Source organism: Oceanospirillum linum, assembly GCF_001995095.2.
Lineage (GTDB): Bacteria > Pseudomonadota > Gammaproteobacteria > Pseudomonadales > Halomonadaceae > Oceanospirillum > Oceanospirillum linum.
The window spans coordinates 606,166-623,714 of record NZ_MTSD02000002.1 but is presented as its reverse complement, the minus strand read 5'-3'; the positions used below and the strand labels follow the sequence as shown (position 1 = coordinate 623,714).

At 48.2% G+C, this 17,549-nt stretch carries 15 protein-coding genes; 10 read left to right on the top strand and 5 right to left on the bottom strand.

Annotated features, from left to right (window positions below; all coding sequences use genetic code 11):
* The first annotated feature begins 42 nt into the window (after nucleotides 1-42).
* The gene (locus tag BTA35_RS07920; RefSeq protein WP_078319260.1) at nucleotides 43-1,215 is read left to right on the top strand and encodes a GGDEF domain-containing protein; all 1,173 of its coding nucleotides are present in this window, start codon (nucleotides 43-45) and stop codon (nucleotides 1,213-1,215) included.
* A 27-nt stretch (nucleotides 1,216-1,242) separates the two neighbouring features.
* Here BTA35_RS07920 and BTA35_RS07915 read toward each other — a convergent pair whose 3' ends face one another.
* Complete coding sequence (locus BTA35_RS07915; protein WP_078319259.1) at nucleotides 1,243-3,105, bottom strand: sensor domain-containing phosphodiesterase; 1,863 nt, start codon at nucleotides 3,103-3,105, stop codon at nucleotides 1,243-1,245.
* Nucleotides 3,106-3,245: 140 nt separating this feature from the next.
* Nucleotides 3,246-3,704 (bottom strand): Lrp/AsnC family transcriptional regulator, encoded by a 459-nt coding sequence (locus tag BTA35_RS07910; protein ID WP_078319258.1) that lies wholly within the window; start codon nucleotides 3,702-3,704, stop codon nucleotides 3,246-3,248.
* A gap of 132 nt (nucleotides 3,705-3,836) precedes the next feature.
* On the opposite strand from BTA35_RS07910, the gene BTA35_RS07905 reads away from it, so the two are divergent.
* The 4 genes from BTA35_RS07905 to BTA35_RS07890 all read left to right on the top strand — a co-directional run bounded on the left by BTA35_RS07905 (nucleotide 3,837) and on the right by BTA35_RS07890 (nucleotide 8,682).
* The gene (locus BTA35_RS07905; protein ID WP_238377525.1) at nucleotides 3,837-4,856 is read left to right on the top strand and encodes a PLP-dependent cysteine synthase family protein; all 1,020 of its coding nucleotides are present in this window, start codon (nucleotides 3,837-3,839) and stop codon (nucleotides 4,854-4,856) included.
* A gap of 167 nt (nucleotides 4,857-5,023) precedes the next feature.
* Nucleotides 5,024-7,054: a metallophosphoesterase family protein gene (locus BTA35_RS07900; RefSeq protein WP_238377524.1), complete on the top strand. Its 2,031-nt coding sequence runs from the start codon at nucleotides 5,024-5,026 to the stop codon at nucleotides 7,052-7,054.
* 145 nt (nucleotides 7,055-7,199) lie between these two features.
* Nucleotides 7,200-8,102 (top strand): DMT family transporter, encoded by a 903-nt coding sequence (locus tag BTA35_RS07895; RefSeq protein ID WP_078319256.1) that lies wholly within the window; start codon nucleotides 7,200-7,202, stop codon nucleotides 8,100-8,102.
* Between the two features lie 85 nt (nucleotides 8,103-8,187).
* Nucleotides 8,188-8,682 carry a bacteriohemerythrin gene (locus tag BTA35_RS07890; RefSeq protein ID WP_078319255.1) on the top strand — a complete coding sequence of 165 codons (495 nt, stop codon included), beginning with the start codon at nucleotides 8,188-8,190 and terminating at the stop codon, nucleotides 8,680-8,682.
* Nucleotides 8,683-8,716: 34 nt separating this feature from the next.
* Here the strand turns inward: BTA35_RS07890 and adhP are convergent, their stop codons facing one another.
* Together adhP and BTA35_RS07880 are read right to left on the bottom strand one after the other, a co-directional pair.
* Nucleotides 8,717-9,733: an alcohol dehydrogenase AdhP gene (gene adhP / locus BTA35_RS07885; RefSeq protein WP_078319254.1), complete on the bottom strand. Its 1,017-nt coding sequence runs from the start codon at nucleotides 9,731-9,733 to the stop codon at nucleotides 8,717-8,719.
* 171 nt (nucleotides 9,734-9,904) lie between these two features.
* Nucleotides 9,905-10,852, bottom strand: a complete 948-nt coding sequence (locus BTA35_RS07880; RefSeq protein WP_078319253.1) for a LysR family transcriptional regulator — start codon at nucleotides 10,850-10,852, stop codon at nucleotides 9,905-9,907.
* Between the two features lie 233 nt (nucleotides 10,853-11,085).
* Between BTA35_RS07880 and speB the strand changes: the two genes are divergently transcribed.
* The 5 genes from speB (at nucleotide 11,086) to BTA35_RS07855 (ending at nucleotide 16,677) form a co-directional block, all read left to right on the top strand.
* Nucleotides 11,086-12,048 (top strand): agmatinase, encoded by a 963-nt coding sequence (gene speB, locus BTA35_RS07875; RefSeq protein ID WP_078319252.1) that lies wholly within the window; start codon nucleotides 11,086-11,088, stop codon nucleotides 12,046-12,048.
* Nucleotides 12,049-12,255: 207 nt separating this feature from the next.
* Nucleotides 12,256-13,761: an aldehyde dehydrogenase gene (locus BTA35_RS07870; protein WP_078319251.1), complete on the top strand. Its 1,506-nt coding sequence runs from the start codon at nucleotides 12,256-12,258 to the stop codon at nucleotides 13,759-13,761.
* Nucleotides 13,762-14,342: 581 nt separating this feature from the next.
* On the top strand, nucleotides 14,343-14,921 hold the full coding sequence (locus tag BTA35_RS07865; RefSeq protein ID WP_078319250.1) for a hypothetical protein: 579 nt from the start codon (nucleotides 14,343-14,345) through the stop codon (nucleotides 14,919-14,921).
* A gap of 75 nt (nucleotides 14,922-14,996) precedes the next feature.
* Nucleotides 14,997-15,881 carry a hypothetical protein gene (locus BTA35_RS07860; protein WP_078319249.1) on the top strand — a complete coding sequence of 295 codons (885 nt, stop codon included), beginning with the start codon at nucleotides 14,997-14,999 and terminating at the stop codon, nucleotides 15,879-15,881.
* Nucleotides 15,882-16,158: 277 nt separating this feature from the next.
* Nucleotides 16,159-16,677 carry a DUF2867 domain-containing protein gene (locus BTA35_RS07855; protein ID WP_238377523.1) on the top strand — a complete coding sequence of 173 codons (519 nt, stop codon included), beginning with the start codon at nucleotides 16,159-16,161 and terminating at the stop codon, nucleotides 16,675-16,677.
* 295 nt (nucleotides 16,678-16,972) lie between these two features.
* Here BTA35_RS07855 and BTA35_RS07850 read toward each other — a convergent pair whose 3' ends face one another.
* Nucleotides 16,973-17,452 carry a hypothetical protein gene (locus BTA35_RS07850; protein ID WP_078319248.1) on the bottom strand — a complete coding sequence of 160 codons (480 nt, stop codon included), beginning with the start codon at nucleotides 17,450-17,452 and terminating at the stop codon, nucleotides 16,973-16,975.
* Nucleotides 17,453-17,549 lie beyond the last annotated feature (97 nt).

The following is a 17,549-nucleotide window of genomic DNA, read 5'->3' as shown; positions in this document are numbered from 1 at the left end:
TTTTGAATATAGCTCTCTGATAACTTTAGGTCGAACATACTAATGCGTGAAAAATCCATTCTGACCGATGTCGGTTCTATGACGTTGCCACATCGCCTGCGCTATATGTTTGAACAGGTACGGGGCTATGAGCTTATCGGTAGCCGTAACCACCCTGCAGACTTTAACCTTGTCAGGGCTGAGTACATCAATACCCGCGTTCGTGTCCTGGCGCTGCTGTTCTCAATATTGACTCCCCTCTGGATTCCTGTTGATTACTTTATTCTGCCGGAAAGTAGCTTTGGCATGATGGCCGCAGCCCGCCTGCTTTTTTCGCTTTCATTGCTGGCGCTCTGGGTTAAAGCTTCCTATGTTTTCTCCCTCAGGCATGCTCGGTTCCGACTATTGATGCTGATGGTGATTCCGGCACTGTTTCACCTGTCGGCACAATTTATCCTGGGGGAACATTTGTCGGATGCCCGACTGGCTTCCTACACGTTTTTGCCATTTTTAATTATTACGATCCACTGTGTCTTTCCGCTGACGCTCAGGGAAGGGAGCTTGTTAGCTCTGATCACTATTTTTACGCTCTCTCTGGATGAGTTGATTCAACGACAAATGTTTACGCTTGCCTCGTTGAATAATCTTTGGCTGCTGGCGGTCATTATGAGTATTGCGATCTGGGCTCAGCTTTCACAGCTACATATGCAGCTTAAATTATTTGAACAAGCAACCACAGATGCCCTGACGGGACTCCTGACTCGTCGGGCTTTTATGTCCCTGGCTGAATCAGAGCTTAGTCGTTCTGAGCGCTATAACCGAACCCTGACCATGGCTTTGCTGGACCTGGATCACTTTAAGGTCATTAATGATACTTATGGTCACCAGGCAGGGGACAAAGTTCTGGTCACTTTTTCCAGACAGCTGAAGGATGTGCTGCGGGCGACGGATATTATCGGCCGTTATGGCGGTGAAGAGTTCATTATTGTGTTGCCTGAGACACGTCTGGATGAGGCAGAACAGGTTATTCAGCGTGTTTTGGATACCTGTCGTGAAACACCTGTTCAGTACGGCAATCATAGCATTCGCCTGACAGCCAGCGCTGGCCTGGGAGAAGTTCTTGTTGATGTCCAGACTTCCATTCTCTATATCGATGAGGCCCTTTATCAGGCTAAAGACAGTGGTCGTGACCGGATTATTAAAGTGGCCGGAGAGCGTAAGTTACTGACAGAATAGCTATCTTACGCTCTGCTTTTCTTTCTATCAGGGGAAAATGAGCTGGTTACTGATGATGCGCTCATTGATCGCTTCAGTTGTTAAGGGGCGGCTAAAAAAGTAACCCTGGCCTAAGTCGCAACCTAACTCCCGTAAAGTATCAAGCTGAGACTGGGTTTCAATACCTTCGGCCACGGTTATCTTATTCAGCTCATGGCACAGGTTAATAATGTTCTTTGCCAGAATACGGTCATGTTTATTGGTATCAATATTCTGAATAAAGGCCCGGTCCAGTTTGACTTTAGTGACTGGTAATCGCTGCAGATAGCTTAACGATGAGTACCCTGTACCAAAATCATCAAGCGAGAAATGTACACCGTGACGCAGAATCTCTTCCATATTCTGTATCGCACGGTCGATATTTTTCATAAGGCTGGTTTCGGTCACTTCCAGTTGTAACTGGGAGTGTCTCAGGTCGTTATCATAGATAGCTGATAGCACCAGACTGCTCAGATTCTTCAGGCCCATCTGTTCACTGGCCAGGTTAACGGCTACCGGCATAGGATTGTCTCCCATGTAGGGACGCCAGGTGCCAATCTGCCGACAAACCGCTCTTAGTACCCATTCACCTACGGGCAGAATCAGGCCGGTATCTTCGGCAACGGGTATAAACTCTCCCGGTGATATCGGGCCGTCATCAACATTCAGGCGCAGAAGCGCTTCCAGACTACGCAGCTTACCACTCTGAATATCAACAATGGGCTGATATTCCACGTGAAAGCGGTTCTCATTCAGGGCTTGCTGCAAATGCTGTTCGACCTCGAAGCGGCGGTTTGACTCACTGGAGTGCTCTTTGGAAAAATAGTTGATGGTTTTTTCCCGCTTACTACTGGATTTAGCCTGCTCCAGCAAGGAATCAGGTGTTGATCCTGTGCCAGGGTAGTGGCTAACTCCCAGCTTGACGGGGACATGCAGCACTGCGCCTTCAACCCTTATCTCCTGTTCACAGAGCTCCAGGATACGTTTAGCCAGTTTTTTGTAGCTGTTGCGGTTATCTTGCGGCTGCCCTTTGCTGACACTGAAGACTGCAAGTTTAGCCCCTTCAAGGCGGGCGACAGTGTTTGATATTGGCAAACTGCCCCTGAGCCTGATGGCGGTATAGAACATAACCTTATCGGCCCACTCTTTGCCTCGGGCATGATTCAGCTCGTCAAAACGACACAGATGAACGACACAAACACTGATCTGGCTGCTATCCGAGACACTCATCAGGGCCTGATCCAGACGGTCAATAAATAAACTGTGATTGGGCAGTCCGGTGAGTGCGTCATAATAAGCCGTATTCACGGCCTGTTTCTTTAAGCTGAGGGTTTCAGCGTGCAGTTTAATCTGTGCTTCCGCCAGATGGGCGAAGAGTGTCAGTTGCCGGATCTCGTTTTCATCAGGTTGCCTGGGGACGGTATCCATTATGCAGCAGCAACCTATCGGTGTCCCGGCAGGGCTTCTGACAGGAACGCTGGCATAAAAGCGTACTTTTGGACCTGAAACAACCAGAGAGTGTTTTTTAAAGTCAGGATGTTGATGGGTGTCCGGAATAACCAGAACGTCTTCCTGCAGATTAGCCTCATTGCAAAAACTGTCCTCCAGGGAGAACTCTTTTTGGTTAAGCCCGACCTCGGATTTGAACCACTGCCTGTTTTGGTCAATAAATGAGATACCAGCGATTGGAGCCGAGAATGTCAGGCTTATCAGCATAACCAGTTGGTCGTATTGAACTTCAGGTTCTGACTCTATTATTTCGAGCTCGGAGAGCTCTCTGAGTCGTTCCTCTACACCGTAAGTACGGGTGATATTGGGGAAGTTTTGCTGAAGATCTGACATTTCCAACACCTCAGATATTGGGGTATCCATAGCCCGGTTTCGTTTTATATCTTATCGGTAAGCTATCGAAATTTATTAGAAGGCCCTACAGAGATAACATGTTTCAATCACTTCAGTGAAGCCTGTTTTGTTTTGGTGTAAAAATAATACATGATTTTAAGTGTTACTGTTTATGGGTTTAAAGGCAACTGAGTACTATATTTGACTTCTTCCATCGCAAAGCTCGAACTGACATCACTGAGCCCTTCTACCTGTGAAATCAGTTTCTTGTAGAAGTGATCAAATGCAGTAATATCTCTGGCTACGACCCGCAGCAGATAGTCCCATTCCCCCGCCATACGATAACACTCCATGACTTCATCAAACTGGCGTATCTTATCGGCAAAGGCCATCAGCCAGTTTTCATCATGACGCTGGGTCTTCAGGTGTACAAAAACAGAAACACCAAGATCAACTTTATGCCGGTCTAACAGAGCCACCCGTTTTTGGATAATGCCCTTTTCTTCCAGCCGTTTGATCCTCTTCCAGCAGGGGGTAACAGAGAGATTTACGGTATCTGCAATAGACTGTACCGCGATAGTGCTATCCTGCTGAAGGATTTTTAAGATTGTTTTGTCCGTTTTATCCATGTTTTTTCTTTGAAAGTTGTCTGCATAGAAAAATTTTCTCTGGCGCATCGTTTTATTTCAGCATATAGCAAAATTTTTCTTCGGGCTTGTTTTTATAATCATTTTCATCAATGACTAAAACAGGAAAACATGATGCGAGCCTGGGTGAACCAATCTATAGCAAAAATTCATGCGGATTATCAACGGTCTGCGGATACCCACCTGATCAAGTTAGATCTTTCTGATTTTGAAGATGGTCAGCTTGACTGTGTTGATATCTATCTGAAAGATGAAAGCACCCATCCTACAGGAAGCCTTAAGCACCGGCTGGCGCGTTCTTTATTTCTGTATGCGTTATGCAACGGTAAGATCCATGAAAATACACCGGTTATTGAAGCATCTTCCGGAAGCACCGCGGTTTCTGAGGCTTATTTTGCCCGAATGATTGGGGTGCCGTTTATTGCGGTTATGCCAGCCAAAACGGCAAAACGAAAAATTGAATTAATTGAGCACTACGGGGGCCAGTGTCACTTTGTTGAATCTGCAACTGAGATGCACCGTGCTGCCGTAGCACTAGCCCGCAAGCTGAATGGTTATTTTATGGATCAGTTTGCCAATGCTGAGCGGGCAACAGACTGGCGGGGCAGTAATAATATTGCTGAGAGTATTTTTCAGCAGATGGCCCGAGAACGCTTTCCTGTGCCCCGGCATATTGTGATGAGTGCAGGCACCGGCGGTACATCCGCTACGATTGGTCGTTATATCCGATATAAAGGCCTGGATACCTTGCTCACCGTAGTGGACCCTGAAAACTCGGTTTTTTTTGATGCCTACCAGCAAGGTGATCGTAGGCTGACCTCTGAACATAACAGCCGTATTGAAGGTATTGGCCGTCCCCTGGTCGAAGAGTCATTCCAGCCCGGAGTGATTGATAACATGTTAAAAGTGCCGGATCTTGCCAGCGTTGCTACCATGCACTGGTTATATGACAGAACCGGACGTAAAGCCGGACCGTCGACGGGAACGAATCTTTGGGGAGCACTTCAGCTTGCCCGAAAGATGGTTGAGCTGGGTGAGGAGGGGTCCGTAGTGACACTGATGTGTGACAGTGGCGAGCGGTACCCGGACACCTATTACAACCCGGAGTGGGTGGCGGAAAATATTGGTGTGTAAGCTGTTTTTGGTGTCTGTATTCTTTGTGGCATGTTAATGCTGCCATGGGCGAGGTGCCATGCTTTGGGTATAAGGTTTCGGCAACTTTAATCGCAATCGGTTATCTGACAGGTTAACGTTATAGCGGCCTGTAGGGCTTATCTGAATATGAAAGGAGTTTTTTTCGCATGACCGGAAGCGAGCAAAACCTGAACGCGACAGTACCTGTTTATCCTGAATCGCAGTCGCATACAGAGGGGCAGAAAAAATTGCCTTTGGTGCTCGCAGGGCCTATTTTGCGCCGGTGTACACCATCAAAGCTAACCTTCTGGCTGGCGACATCTCAGCCTGTCGCGGGTCGTTTAACACTGTCTTATGGGCAGGGTGAGGTTCAGCACATCAATCCGGAGCAGTGGCGTACAGGCTGCCTGCAAATTCAGGGGGCTGATCACCTTTGGTTTCAGCTGGTAGAGATCTCACCCGGCACCCCGCTACCCAAAGATTGCTGGGTAGGATATGAACTAAGTTTTGCTCCCCTGAAAACCGTTGACCAAGCACTAGAACCCTTAGCCAGTGATGCATTTATCAGCTGGCGACACTGGGCACCGGACCTTGTTTATCCGGGGCGGGATACGCCAGGTTTTGTTCTGAAAAGCCAACTGAGTAAGCTGTTACATGGTTCCTGCCGCAAGCCTCACCATGAAAGCGATGATGGTCTTTGGCGAGCGGATGATGAGCTGGCAGCCTGTCATCCTAAGGACTGGCCCGCACTACTGATTATGAGTGGCGATCAGATTTATGCTGATGATGTTGCTGCTCCCTTTCTGGCTTCAATTCACCGGTTTATTGCTCAGCTGGGGTTTGCCGAAGAGGCGCTACCCTGTTCTGATGTCAACTCTTCCGGGCAGCTTCATGAAAGCAATCCCTATTATTATCAGCGGGAAGCTCTTTTACCGGATACTGAAGGCGGGCAGGCGGTGACGGACCTGGTATTTGGCGGTGCCCGCAAACCCGTATTTACATCAGATAATGCCCATAATCATCTGATCTCTCTGGCGGAAGTGCTGTCAATGTATCTGTTGGCCTGGTCCCCGGCGGGCTGGCAGAATCTGTCGGTTCCCGATGTGAGTGAGCTGACGCAAGCACTATCCCCTGAGCAAGCTGATACCTATGTACGTGAAAGCCGCGAAGTGAAACATTTTGTCAGTGGTTTAGGGAAAGTCCGGCGTCTGATGGCTCACCTGCCGGTGGCGATGATTTTTGATGATCACGATATTACAGATGACTGGAACCTGACCGCCGCATGGGAGCAGACCGCATATGGCCATGGCTTCTCCCGTCGCATTATTGGTAATGCGTTGACCGGCTACCTTATTTGTCAGGGGTGGGGAAATGCCCCGGAGCAGTTGCCGGATGAACTGATGCAACTGACCGCGCGGACATTGAGCTCTCCCGGTGGCCACGATCATCAGCAGCTGATTGATGAGCTGACCCGTTTTCCTGATTGGCATTATCAATGGGACACCCAGCCTGTTCTGTTGGTACTGGATACGCGAACCCATCGCTGGCGCTCGGAGCGTTCGCTCGATCTGCCATCCGGGCTGATGGACTGGGAGGCTCTGACGGATCTGCAGCAGCGGCTGATCGGCCACGATGCGGTGGTCATGGTGTCCCCGGCACCTGTATTTGGCGTTAAGCTGATAGAGGTGATACAGCGTATTTTCACCTGGTTTGGTAAGCCTCTGATGGTGGATGCGGAAAACTGGATGGCTCATCAGGGTGCCGCCTATGCACTGATGAATCTGTTCCGGCATCCCAAAACGCCGAAAAATTTTGTCATTCTCTCCGGGGATGTCCACTACTCCTTTGTTTATGACATTGAGCTGCGGGGCCATGAACGGGGGCCGGATATCTGGCAAATTACCAGTAGCGGTTACAAGAATGAGTTCCCTGCAAAGCTGCTGACCCTATTTGATCGTTTGAATCGCTGGCTCTATTCGCCAAAATCCCCGCTGAACTGGTTTACTAAGCGGCGTAAAATGCGGGTGATTCCCAGAAAGCCTCAAACCGCTGATCCCGGTGAGCGCCTTGCAAATGGGGCCGGTGTTGGATTGGTGGAGTTAAATGCTGAGGGGGCTCCGGTCAGAGTTGTGCAACTTTGTGCTGATGGCCGGGATATTAGTTTTAAGCTACAGGAGGATGAGGCCAGATGGGAGTAAATCACTGGGATTATGCTTTGATTCCGGTATATTTTCTGGAAAAGACAGTGAATATAATGTAAAAGAGCCGAATGCAATAGTATAAACCGGAGCTGGAAAGGCTCCGGTTTTTTTATTTCCAATGTCTGATATTCAGGTGCAAACAATGTCTTCCGATTTATCCTCCGGGCGCTTTCTGATTGCCGCAGCGCTGTCTGCGTTTTTTATGGGTACAATTGGTACTATCTCTCATTATGCTGGAGTCAGTGCTGAGGCTGTCACCTTTTACCGCCTGTTTTTTGGTGCCTTGCTGATGGCGTTGTTTCTGCTGGCAACTCGCCAGAAGGAGAAACTCATAGTCTGGCCCGGTGTAAAGGTGCTGCTGACCGGAGCTTTTTTGGCAGGTTTTGTGGTCTTCTATGTGCTCTCAATGCAGTACACCTCCATGGCCAATGCCATTATGCTGATCTACCTGGCACCGGTAGCCGCATCTGTCGTGGCACATTTTTTTATGGGAGAGCGTTTAACCGGCGCTTCTGTGGGGCTGATTCTTCTGGCCCTGTTTGGTTTTGCCATGATGATGGAGTTTAATCTTTCCCTGAAAGGGCGGGCAGATGAGGCGCTGGGTCTATTCTATGGGCTTTGTGCAATGGCTTGCTACGCAGCCTTTATTCTGACTAACCGCCTGATTGAAGCACGGGTTCATGTATTGACCCGAAGTGGCTATCAGATGTTTGCTGGTGCACTGTGCATGTTACCTCTGATGTTATTGCAGGGAGATGTGATTTCATTACCTCAATGGGGTTGGTTGGTGCTGGCAGGAATTGTTCCCGGCTTTATGGCAATTGTGCTGGCTGTTGTTGCCTTGAGGGCATTACCGGCTTCAACTTTTGGTACGTTAGCTTATCTGGAGCCCATCACAGTGGTGGCTTTGGGTTGGTTGTTGTTTGGCCAAAGCCTGAATCTTCTCCAGCTGTCCGGCTGCGGATTGATTATGTTCTCTGGTGTTGCTCAGGCGCTTTTGTCCAGTCGGCCATCACCTGAATCAGAGACCTGTTTAGCTCCGTAAGCCGCCTGATTAACGGAGTTTTGACAAATCGCATTGTTTTAAACCCCATAAAAAACGAGGATAAGCGTCCTGCCGGTTTGGCCTGATGAACTCCTTTATAATGATGGCGGTTACTATGAAATCCTCTGAAAATACTGCAAAAACGGTTCTGAGAACATTGAATGCGTCCGAAATTGCACCGGGAATGCGCCTGCAGTACTACGAGCATGCCGCCATGGATAGGGCGCACCATAAGTTTACTGCGCTGCTGGGCGCTTTACCTTTGGTAGACAAGGCCGCCTTTTCCTGTTTGTTGGAGCAGATCTGTCAGGAGGCTAAAGAGCACTTTGAGCAGGAAGAGCGCTTTATGCTGACGACAGAGTTTGATCAGTACAAGGCTCATAAAGCCGAGCATGATGCCTTGTTGCTGCTACTGGATGATCAACGTAATAGTCTGAACGCCGGTCATCAGCCCGATGCGGTTGGACTACAGTTAAAGCTTTGCCACTGGCAGGATAAACATCAGCAGGAGTGGGATTACCCTCTGGCAGATTTTCTTCGTTGTCGTGCCAGTTGGTTAGGAGAGGGTACAGGCATCTGAGGCCAGGTGGCTCCCGGCCTCAGATGTGTAGTGTTTAGCTCATATCCATTACGATACGGCCGGTAATTTCACCTTTTTCCATTTCAGCGAAGATGTCGTTGATATCTTCCAGTTGTTTAACCTCGGTGATCGCTTTTACTTTACCTTCAGCGGCAAACTGCAAGCACTCTTTCAGGTCTTTACGGGTACCAACAATAGAGCCTACCACCTTCACGCCGTTAAGCACGGTATCAAAAATTGGAATGGGCATCTCCTCCGGAGGTAGCCCAACCAGAACACAAGCCCCGCCGCGCCGAATGGCACGGTAAGCTTCTTTAAAGGCAGGTTGGGAGACAGCTGTACAGACAACACCGTGAGCACCGCCACCAGTCAGCTCAATAATCTTTGCCGAAGGCGTGTCCTGCATAAAATCAATGCAGTGTTTTGCACCCAGTTTTTGCGCCAGTTCCAGCTTTTCAGCTCCGGTGTCAACCGCGATGACATTCATTCCCATAGCAACTGCATATTGCACCGCTAAATGACCCAGGCCGCCGACACCGATAATGGCAACCCACTCACCGGGTTTAACTTCAGTAACCTTGAGCGCTTTATAGGTTGTTACGCCAGCACAAAAAAGCGGTGCGGCATCCACATAGCTTAATCCATCCGGGATTTTGACAACATACTCACCATCAGCCAGGCAGTATTCAGCATAGCTGCCATCTACAGAGTACCCGGCATTCTGCTGGTCCAGGCAGAGTGTTTCTTTTCCTTCCAGGCAATAGTCGCAGTGACCGCAAGCGCTATATAGCCAGGGTATGCCCACCCGGTCACCAACACTCAGGTGATGAATTTCGCTGCCAACTTCAACAATTTCCCCTACACCTTCATGTCCCGGAACCAGTGGCATTTTAGGTTTAACCGGCCAGTCACCATGGCAGGCATGAAGATCCGTATGACAAACACCACAGGCATGAATCTTCACGAGGACATCCTTTGCCTTGATCTCCGGCCGAGGAATATCTTTGGTCTCTAGCGGGCCTTTAAACTCATTGACGACAGCTGCTTTCATAGCGTTTTCCCCCTGGGGTTGTCTAGCAGATAACGCCCATTATTCTCTTTGTGGCTGTTGTTGCATTGATAGCGGTCAAGTTCATGACTCTCATACTCAGGGGAAAGGCATCTGACCGGTACGGGCTGAAACGGACCTCTGATGATGGGCGGTAAAGCTTATGTTGCTGGTTCAGTCTTGACCTGAATCTTTACCGCCGCTCAGTAGTTGGTCGCCGAAGTGCTGCACCTGTTGTTGCAACCAGATTCGCCCCGGTTCTTTCGCAAATAACGGGTGATAAATCTGGGTCATTTGCACGCTGGGTAGCCCTTCTGGAGGCTGTACTAAGCGTACCGGCAACATCTCACTGAACAGCAATCCCATCTGATAGGGCAGGGTCATAATCGCTTGGCTTTGGGCAACAATCTTGGCCGCTGCCATATAGTTTACGGTGCGGGCTATGGAGCGACGGCTAAGCTTTCTTTCGGCTAACCAGTGATCGATAGCGTTGGCATTACTCCCTACCAGATCAGAAAAAACAATATGGGGTCGCTGAATATAGTCCTCTAAACTTAGCTGCTTTAAGTGGGTCTCATTGTTATTGGCTAATAGGCAAATCTGTTGCTCTGTAATCCAGCTTTGAGCCTCAAGGTGGCTCGGTATAGATTCGCAAATATCCATTCCCACTACCAGGTCAACGACCCCTGTTTCCAGGTCGGATAGAAAAGCATCATCGACAATCATGCGGGCTTCTATCGTGATGTTGGGGGCTATATCCTGAAAATGACTGATCATCTGAGGAAACACGACCGCTTCAAAATAGTCCGTACAGGCGATCACAAAAGCCCGTCGGCTACTGGCAGGATCAAAACTTTCAGGGGGGCTAAGAGTACGCTCAATCTGGCGCAGGGCATTGCGAACCTCCGGCAGTAACTCTTGTGCCCTGGGGGTTGGCTGCAGACCATTTTCCGTGCGGATCAACAAAGGATCATCCAGCTGTTCCCGTAGCCGGTTCAGGGCATGACTCATGGCGGATTGGCTGAGAAAAACCCTTTTTGCGGCTCGGCTTACATGACATTCGGTCAGTAAGGCTTCCAGCAGAACCAACAGATTCAGATCGAATTGACGCAGTGACTTCATTGGGTGGTACTCATCATCAGATGCTACTCGTAGCGGCTCTTTTTTTGTGGGAGAGATCAGGTTTTATATTAATTTCATGCATACCAATATTGTAACTATGCGTTTCACTAATGATTGATGCAAGCCTAATCTTAATGCAAGACACAAGGGCCGCTGAATTGATCTCACTTGTACAGAGGCAAGTCAGGCACTAAGCCCATAAATCCAAGTAATAAGTTTCAGGAGCGTTAACCATGTCAGCCACTGCACCCCTTCATACCGGAAGCGTCGCCAATGCGGACCTGCCACTGTACGGTGAACTGGGTATGACGTTTATGCAGTTCCCTCTGGTGCGGGATATTCAGGCCTCTCTGGCAGATGTTGTTGTCAGTGGCGTGCCATTTGATCTGGCAACATCAGGTCGACCCGGTTCCCGTATGGGACCTCAGGCGATCCGTCAGGCATCTGCGAATCTCATATGGGAAGGTGCCCGTTGGCCCTGGACGTTTGCACTGGATGATCACCTGTCGGTCACAGACAGTGGTAACGTGCGTTTTAAACATGGTGAGCCACAAACAATGGTCGATGCTTTAGAGGCGCATATCCGCTCTGTCTTACAGTCTGATAAGACCGCGCTGACCTTTGGCGGTGATCACTTTATCTCTTTGCCGGTACTGCGGGCTTATGCGGAAAAATATGGCCCAATGGCTCTGATCCATGTGGATGCCCATACTGATACCTACTCCGGTGGCAGTGAGTATGATCACGGCACCATCTTTCATCGGGCGGTAGAAGAAGGTTTAATCGATACTGAGCACTCTATCCAAATTGGTATCCGGACCGCCTACACTTATGAGGGTCATCCGTTTGAAGTACTGGATGCCGCTTGGGTTGGTGATCACGGCCCCGGTGCCGTACTGGAAAAAATCCGTCAGCGGGTGGGTGATAAGCCCACATATCTGAGCTTTGATATCGACGGTATTGATCCTGCATTTGCACCGGGAACCGGCACGCCGGTGGCCGCTGGTATCAGTATCGACTGTGCTTTGAAAATTGTTCGTGGTTTGCAGGGTATTGACCTGATCGGAATGGACCTGGTGGAAGTTGCTCCCGCCTATGATCATGCGGAGATAACCGCTCTGGCAGCAGCAACACTGGCATTGGAGTATTTGTATGTTCTGGCGGCAAACAAGCAGCAGAAAGCCGCCAAAAGCTGATAACCCGATTACCTGATATGCAGAAAAGCCGGCAGATGCTGGCCTTTTCTGTCAGGTATACTGGAGGCCGATAGAGATACCTGTCCTAAGTGGAAAGTGCCTCTATATCCTGAGGGGTATAGCCGGGCACCCCGACTCCTTCCTACACTGGCAGTCAAGTAGTTATCAGATCCGTATGATCTGCACCGAATTCAGCTGAGGTAGACAATGACCGTTAAAACACCTGTGACCCGTGATGAGTGGTTTGAACTCAGTAAATCTTTGACCTTACATGGTCAGGCTTATATCAATGGGCGGTTTTGCGATGCCGAAAGCGGCGAAACCTTTGCCAGCATCAATCCGGCCACCGAAGAACACCTGACCGATGTGGCCAGCTGTGATCAGGCCGACGTTGATAAAGCGGTTGCTAACGGTTTAGCCGTTTACCGCAGCGGTGAGTGGGCGGAAGCATCTCCTAAATATCGTAAAACTGTACTGCTGAAACTGGCGGCCTTGGTCGAACAGCATAAAGATGAATTCGCTGTTCTGGACACACTGGATATGGGTAAATCTATCTCTGAAATGACGGCCATTGATGTGCCGGATGCCATCGATTGCATTCAGTGGACCGCAGAGTGTATCGATAAGGTTTATGGCGAGATCGCCCCGACAGCACCGGGTTCTCTGGCACTGATCAGCCGCGAACCTGTGGGTGTTGTCGCCGCGATTACACCTTGGAACTACCCGTTGATGATGGTGAGCTGGAAAATCGCACCGGCGCTGGCAGCCGGTAACAGCGTGGTATTGAAACCATCGGAGAAAACCAGTCTGAGCGCCCTGCGTCTGGCGCAGCTGGCAACTGAAGCCGGTATCCCGGATGGTGTCTTCAACGTTGTAACCGGTTATGGCCATACTGCCGGTAAAGCGCTGGCGCTGCATAACGATGTACACGTACTGGCTTTTACAGGTTCAACCCGTGTTGCCGGAATGCTGCTGGGTTACGCCGGTGAATCCAACATGAAGCGCGTTTGGCTGGAAGCCGGTGGTAAGTCACCGAATCTGATTTTTGATGATTGCGATAACATCAAAAAAGCCGCCGGTGGCGCAGCAGCGGCTATCTTCTCTAACCAGGGGGAAGTGTGCATCGCCTGCTCCCGTATCTATGTGCAGAAGAGCATTAAAGAAACGTTTATTGCCGCACTGGTTGAGGCTGCTTCCCGCTATCAGCCGGGTGATCCTCTGGACCCGAATACCAATATGGGGCCACTGGTGGATAAGGCGCAGCTGGATACCGTCAGCCGTTATATCCGCTCCGCAACCGAAGAGGGTGGTCAGGTGATTTTGGGCGGAGAGCCTGAGTATCAGGAAGGTGAAGGTTTCTATGCCAAGCCGACCATCGTGACCGAAGCGCACAACGGCATGACCTTCGTAAAAGAAGAGATTTTTGGCCCTGTTCTGGCGGTATGTGAGTTTGAAACCGAAGAGGAAGCGATCGCACTGGCCAACGACTCTCAGTATGGCCTGGGGGCCGCGATCTGGACATCAAACCTGTCCCGCGCGCACCGGGTCAGCCGTAAGATTCACAGCGGCATGGTCTGGGTGAACACCTGGGGTGAAGGCGATACCACGGTTCCGTTTGGTGGCGTAAAAGCCTCCGGTAATGGCCGGGACAAATCTCTGCATGCGCTGGATAAGTACTCCGAGATCAAAAACGTCTGGATCAATATCGACTGATCAGATTTTAATCGCCGTCTCGTTATCAAATCCTGGTCGTGATCAGGCCAACCAGCCTGATCACAATCCGGCAGAAGCAACTCTGTGTTGTTTCTGCCACAGCCAGAGTGCCTCACTCCCGTGGGCCCACTCTGGTTTTAGCACCCTTGCATCTTTGGGTGCTTTTTTTGTTTAAGGTCCTCCTGTTTACTCAGACGCTCTGACTCAGGGTTTCAGCTTTGCTGTTTCTTGTTCGACTATACTGTAATATAAAGTATTATGTGTTTATTTATACAGTGTATTTCCGGTTTGATGATAAAACATGCACGTTTTATCCGACTTAATGCTCGGTTTACCCATGCACGGTAATTGGATAAGCTGCAAATTTAATGAATTATGGAAATCGCGCCTGCCTGTTGTTGTGTAAGAGCAAAGGCGCAGGGTTATTGGTGTATGTACGCATGAGCGTTTATCAGGGAAGCAGTTAGATCAGAAAATGGATTTCTCCTTTCTAATCAAAACCTTTCCTCAGCTCTTATCGGTATATTGAAATCAGCAAAATGCACGTGCCTACGATTAAAGTGTTAAATTTCTGGAGAAGTATGGAGACAACTCGTCCTACACACATAGAGGTAGCAGAACATTTCTATCACGATTCGATTGATCTGCTTCAGCGGTACGAGCACTGTATTGAAAGTGAATCCCCGGATTTTTCGTCTCTGAAGTCTCGCCGAATGAAGTGCTTTATCGACCTGCGAATGGCAATGGAAAGTGCTTTAAAATCAGTTGTTTCTTACTACTGCCACAGCAACCTTCAAGGTAAAAAATTGGTCAAGAAGGTAGAGAATTATCGACACCACATGGACAAACTGAAACCGGCTGCATTGCCACATCTACCTGAAGTGATTATGGGGAGCGTCTCTTCAGTTTGCGACCAACTCCAGTCCTTGCCGGTTGGTTTGCGTTATAGGCTCGATGTTATAGATTTCATCAGTAATCGGGAAGAAGAGTATTGCAGCACTATTGGCAGTGATACTTGGATGGATTCGACAGCCGGAACAGTGTGGGGTGTTTCTAAATTTATTGGTAAAGAGCTCAGCAAGGAGAGCCGCATAATTGGCCTGGACGAATTGATGGAAGAGTTTTTTCAGCCAAGATACGAGAAGTATGCCATTAAATAGGAGGACGAAATCTAACCCAGCTAGGCACTGCGACGCATACTACATTGCGGCTTCGCCTCTATTTCGAAAGCGCGCATGCTGGCAGCGTTAGATTTCTTGGGAGACGAAGTGGATTACGCAAACCGTGAATGGCGGTATTCATACCGTCGGCTCTTTGATATCTGCCCAGAGAAGAAACTTTCCAAGGTGGTAAGCCAAGTCCTGACACAATACTCGACTTTAACAAAGGCGTGGGACGTCGAGGCAAACTCTACATGGGTTTGTCGTACATATCTTGCGGCAAAGATGATTTTGAACGCTACCGTTCTTACCAATACGCTCGAACACAGTGAGGAAACAGGCCTTAGGGTTGCTAATCCTTACTACGAATACTATGCAGCGTTATCTTTGTTGCGGGCTGTTGTATACACATTGCCCACAGCTGAATGGTCTAATGGTGAACTTATTTCAGTCTCTCATTCACGGGCTATCAATCTGGCTTTTGATTGGCTTGGAAAGTTTGATCAAGATACGGCTAAGCGCCTAAAAGCACTTACACAGCAATTAAAAGCCCAGAGAGAGGTGATCTCATATCGTGCGCCAGCCAGTGGAGATTCGGTTCTTGACGTCGATTACGATCTTTATGAGCTGCTGATTATGCTTTCCGAGTTGGCGCAGTTCAACTCCGAGCTACTTGAACAATCAATTACCAAGAATGCCGACCCATCATCGTTTGTGGTTAAACCAGAGTATATTTTCCAGCTATCGGGGTTTGAAATTAAAGGGTTCGCCTTTCACGATTCCGAAGATGCCTATCGACTTAGTTATCTAAAGCGGAAAATGCCACGCCCCTTCAACTTGGCGGAAACGATGACCGAAGGCCAGACTGAGGACTTCATTGGCGCGTGGGACGCCGATGAGGAAGGGAAGTTCACTAATGGTAGTCCGTGTGATTGGCAGCAGATCTTTGATGTGCCATAAGAAATCTAACCAGGCCAAGCACAGCGACAGCTTTTACGTTGCGGCTTCGCCTATACTTCAAAGCTGCGCGTGTTGGCGGCGTTCAGGCTGTAGAAAAACCTAACAGGTTCTGGTTATTGATAGTTTATCGCGCGCCTACGTTGATTTAAGAGTATTTGGCGATGAAAACTGCCCCAAAATTCACGTAGAAGCGTCATTTTAGTACAAAAAATGATCAATTTTTGAGGCTGAGGTTTTTCTACAGCCTCGTTAGGCATCAACGGAGTATTTGAGCATTATGTTTCTTATTAAGAAAGTAAGCATCCCAATAAATAGTGAAGTATTTAAAAGCCTGAATGGTTCTTACTACTCAGACTCATATTCTTTCTGTTCAAGCAAAGAAGGTAGAGTAGCACTTCAAGTTTGGTTAGATCACGCAACCCAAATACCTGCTTGGGTAAACTTTTTAATGGCAAGTCGAAATAAAATAGTATTAATGTTTGGATTGAAAAATATTGGTCACTTAGGTGACCTCGAAGCTAATAAATCAATTAATGATTATCAAGTTGGTGATAAAGTAGGAATATTTACTTTACTATATTTAAGTGACAGTGAAGTTATATTAGGTGATTCAGATAAACATTTGGATGTAAAAGTTTCAGTATATATCCAGAGAGATAAAACTCATCTAGTTTCGATTTCGACTGTAGTGCATGTTCATAACTTTCTTGGTAAATTATATATGTTGTTCGTTGAGCCAATGCATAAACTAATTGTGCCGGCATCTATTAAACGAGCGGAAGGCTCTGATGCCTAACAAGCTGTTAAACAAGGACAAAAAACAGTTGGTTTTGTTCCTGCGTCGCTAATTTTAACCAACTGGTTTTTTCCTCTGATTGAGGCATTCAGGCTGTAGAAAAACCTCCCGAACTATGGTTTGGTCGAGCGCTTGAAACGCAGAAGGCGGTGATGGCACGATTCAAACACTACGACTATAACCAAACGTCGATGGTAGTCATTAATTATCAGGATCAGTTACAGCCGGCGTTTTACAGCAGCTTCCTACACTAACTGAAAACGCCGTTGTCTTATATTACAATGCTGATGGTGCACTAGACCTTTGCAGAAAGACTGCCCTGATAATGCTGCATCATCGACAATGCCTGCTGCCAGAATTCAGCCGTTTTATTCTCGCCGAGAGACTCAGCATAATTGATACGCTCCTGCGCAAAAGAGATAAAGTTTACTTTTTCCTTGTTATCCTGTTGCGAGATCTGCTCCGTTGTTAGTGTTCTCTCCACATGACCGCTTTCCGTCAGTTTCAAGCCTGAAATATTCAGTCCCATAGACCAAATCGCATCAACCCCTTCAGGAGATAGATTACCGACAGATTGCTGGGACTTACCCCATTCTAACAATTCACGGCGGGTCATATGGGTAAAGTCTGCGCCTGTGATAGAAGATGACTTTTCTATGCCAATGGAATTAGACTTAGCCATGATATCTGGAAACCGACTGCCTATGCCGTCACCTTGAGATTTCTTTTGAATAGCCTGTCCCATAGCTGTTTGATTGATTGATTCAACCTTCATCAATATCACTCCTTTAAAATACTTTATTAAAGACATAAAAAAATATGGAAAAATAAACCATATTTAATAAAAAATTACTGTAAAAAAATAAAAAAAT

What these genes read in the sequence shown, in the direction of transcription:
- BTA35_RS07920 (WP_078319260.1), top strand. Translation starts at nt 43, where the DNA reads ATGCGTGAAAAATCCATTCTGACCGATGTCGGTTCTATGACGTTGCCA.
- BTA35_RS07915 (WP_078319259.1), bottom strand. Translation starts at nt 3,105, where the DNA reads ATGGATACCCCAATATCTGAGGTGTTGGAAATGTCAGATCTTCAGCAA.
- BTA35_RS07910 (WP_078319258.1), bottom strand. Translation starts at nt 3,704, where the DNA reads ATGGATAAAACGGACAAAACAATCTTAAAAATCCTTCAGCAGGATAGC.
- BTA35_RS07905 (WP_238377525.1), top strand. Translation starts at nt 3,837, where the DNA reads ATGCGAGCCTGGGTGAACCAATCTATAGCAAAAATTCATGCGGATTAT.
- BTA35_RS07900 (WP_238377524.1), top strand. Translation starts at nt 5,024, where the DNA reads ATGACCGGAAGCGAGCAAAACCTGAACGCGACAGTACCTGTTTATCCT.
- BTA35_RS07895 (WP_078319256.1), top strand. Translation starts at nt 7,200, where the DNA reads ATGTCTTCCGATTTATCCTCCGGGCGCTTTCTGATTGCCGCAGCGCTG.
- BTA35_RS07890 (WP_078319255.1), top strand. Translation starts at nt 8,188, where the DNA reads ATGAACTCCTTTATAATGATGGCGGTTACTATGAAATCCTCTGAAAAT.
- adhP (WP_078319254.1), bottom strand. Translation starts at nt 9,733, where the DNA reads ATGAAAGCAGCTGTCGTCAATGAGTTTAAAGGCCCGCTAGAGACCAAA.
- BTA35_RS07880 (WP_078319253.1), bottom strand. Translation starts at nt 10,852, where the DNA reads ATGAAGTCACTGCGTCAATTCGATCTGAATCTGTTGGTTCTGCTGGAA.
- speB (WP_078319252.1), top strand. Translation starts at nt 11,086, where the DNA reads ATGTCAGCCACTGCACCCCTTCATACCGGAAGCGTCGCCAATGCGGAC.
- BTA35_RS07870 (WP_078319251.1), top strand. Translation starts at nt 12,256, where the DNA reads ATGACCGTTAAAACACCTGTGACCCGTGATGAGTGGTTTGAACTCAGT.
- BTA35_RS07865 (WP_078319250.1), top strand. Translation starts at nt 14,343, where the DNA reads ATGGAGACAACTCGTCCTACACACATAGAGGTAGCAGAACATTTCTAT.
- BTA35_RS07860 (WP_078319249.1), top strand. Translation starts at nt 14,997, where the DNA reads ATGCTGGCAGCGTTAGATTTCTTGGGAGACGAAGTGGATTACGCAAAC.
- BTA35_RS07855 (WP_238377523.1), top strand. Translation starts at nt 16,159, where the DNA reads ATGTTTCTTATTAAGAAAGTAAGCATCCCAATAAATAGTGAAGTATTT.
- BTA35_RS07850 (WP_078319248.1), bottom strand. Translation starts at nt 17,452, where the DNA reads ATGAAGGTTGAATCAATCAATCAAACAGCTATGGGACAGGCTATTCAA.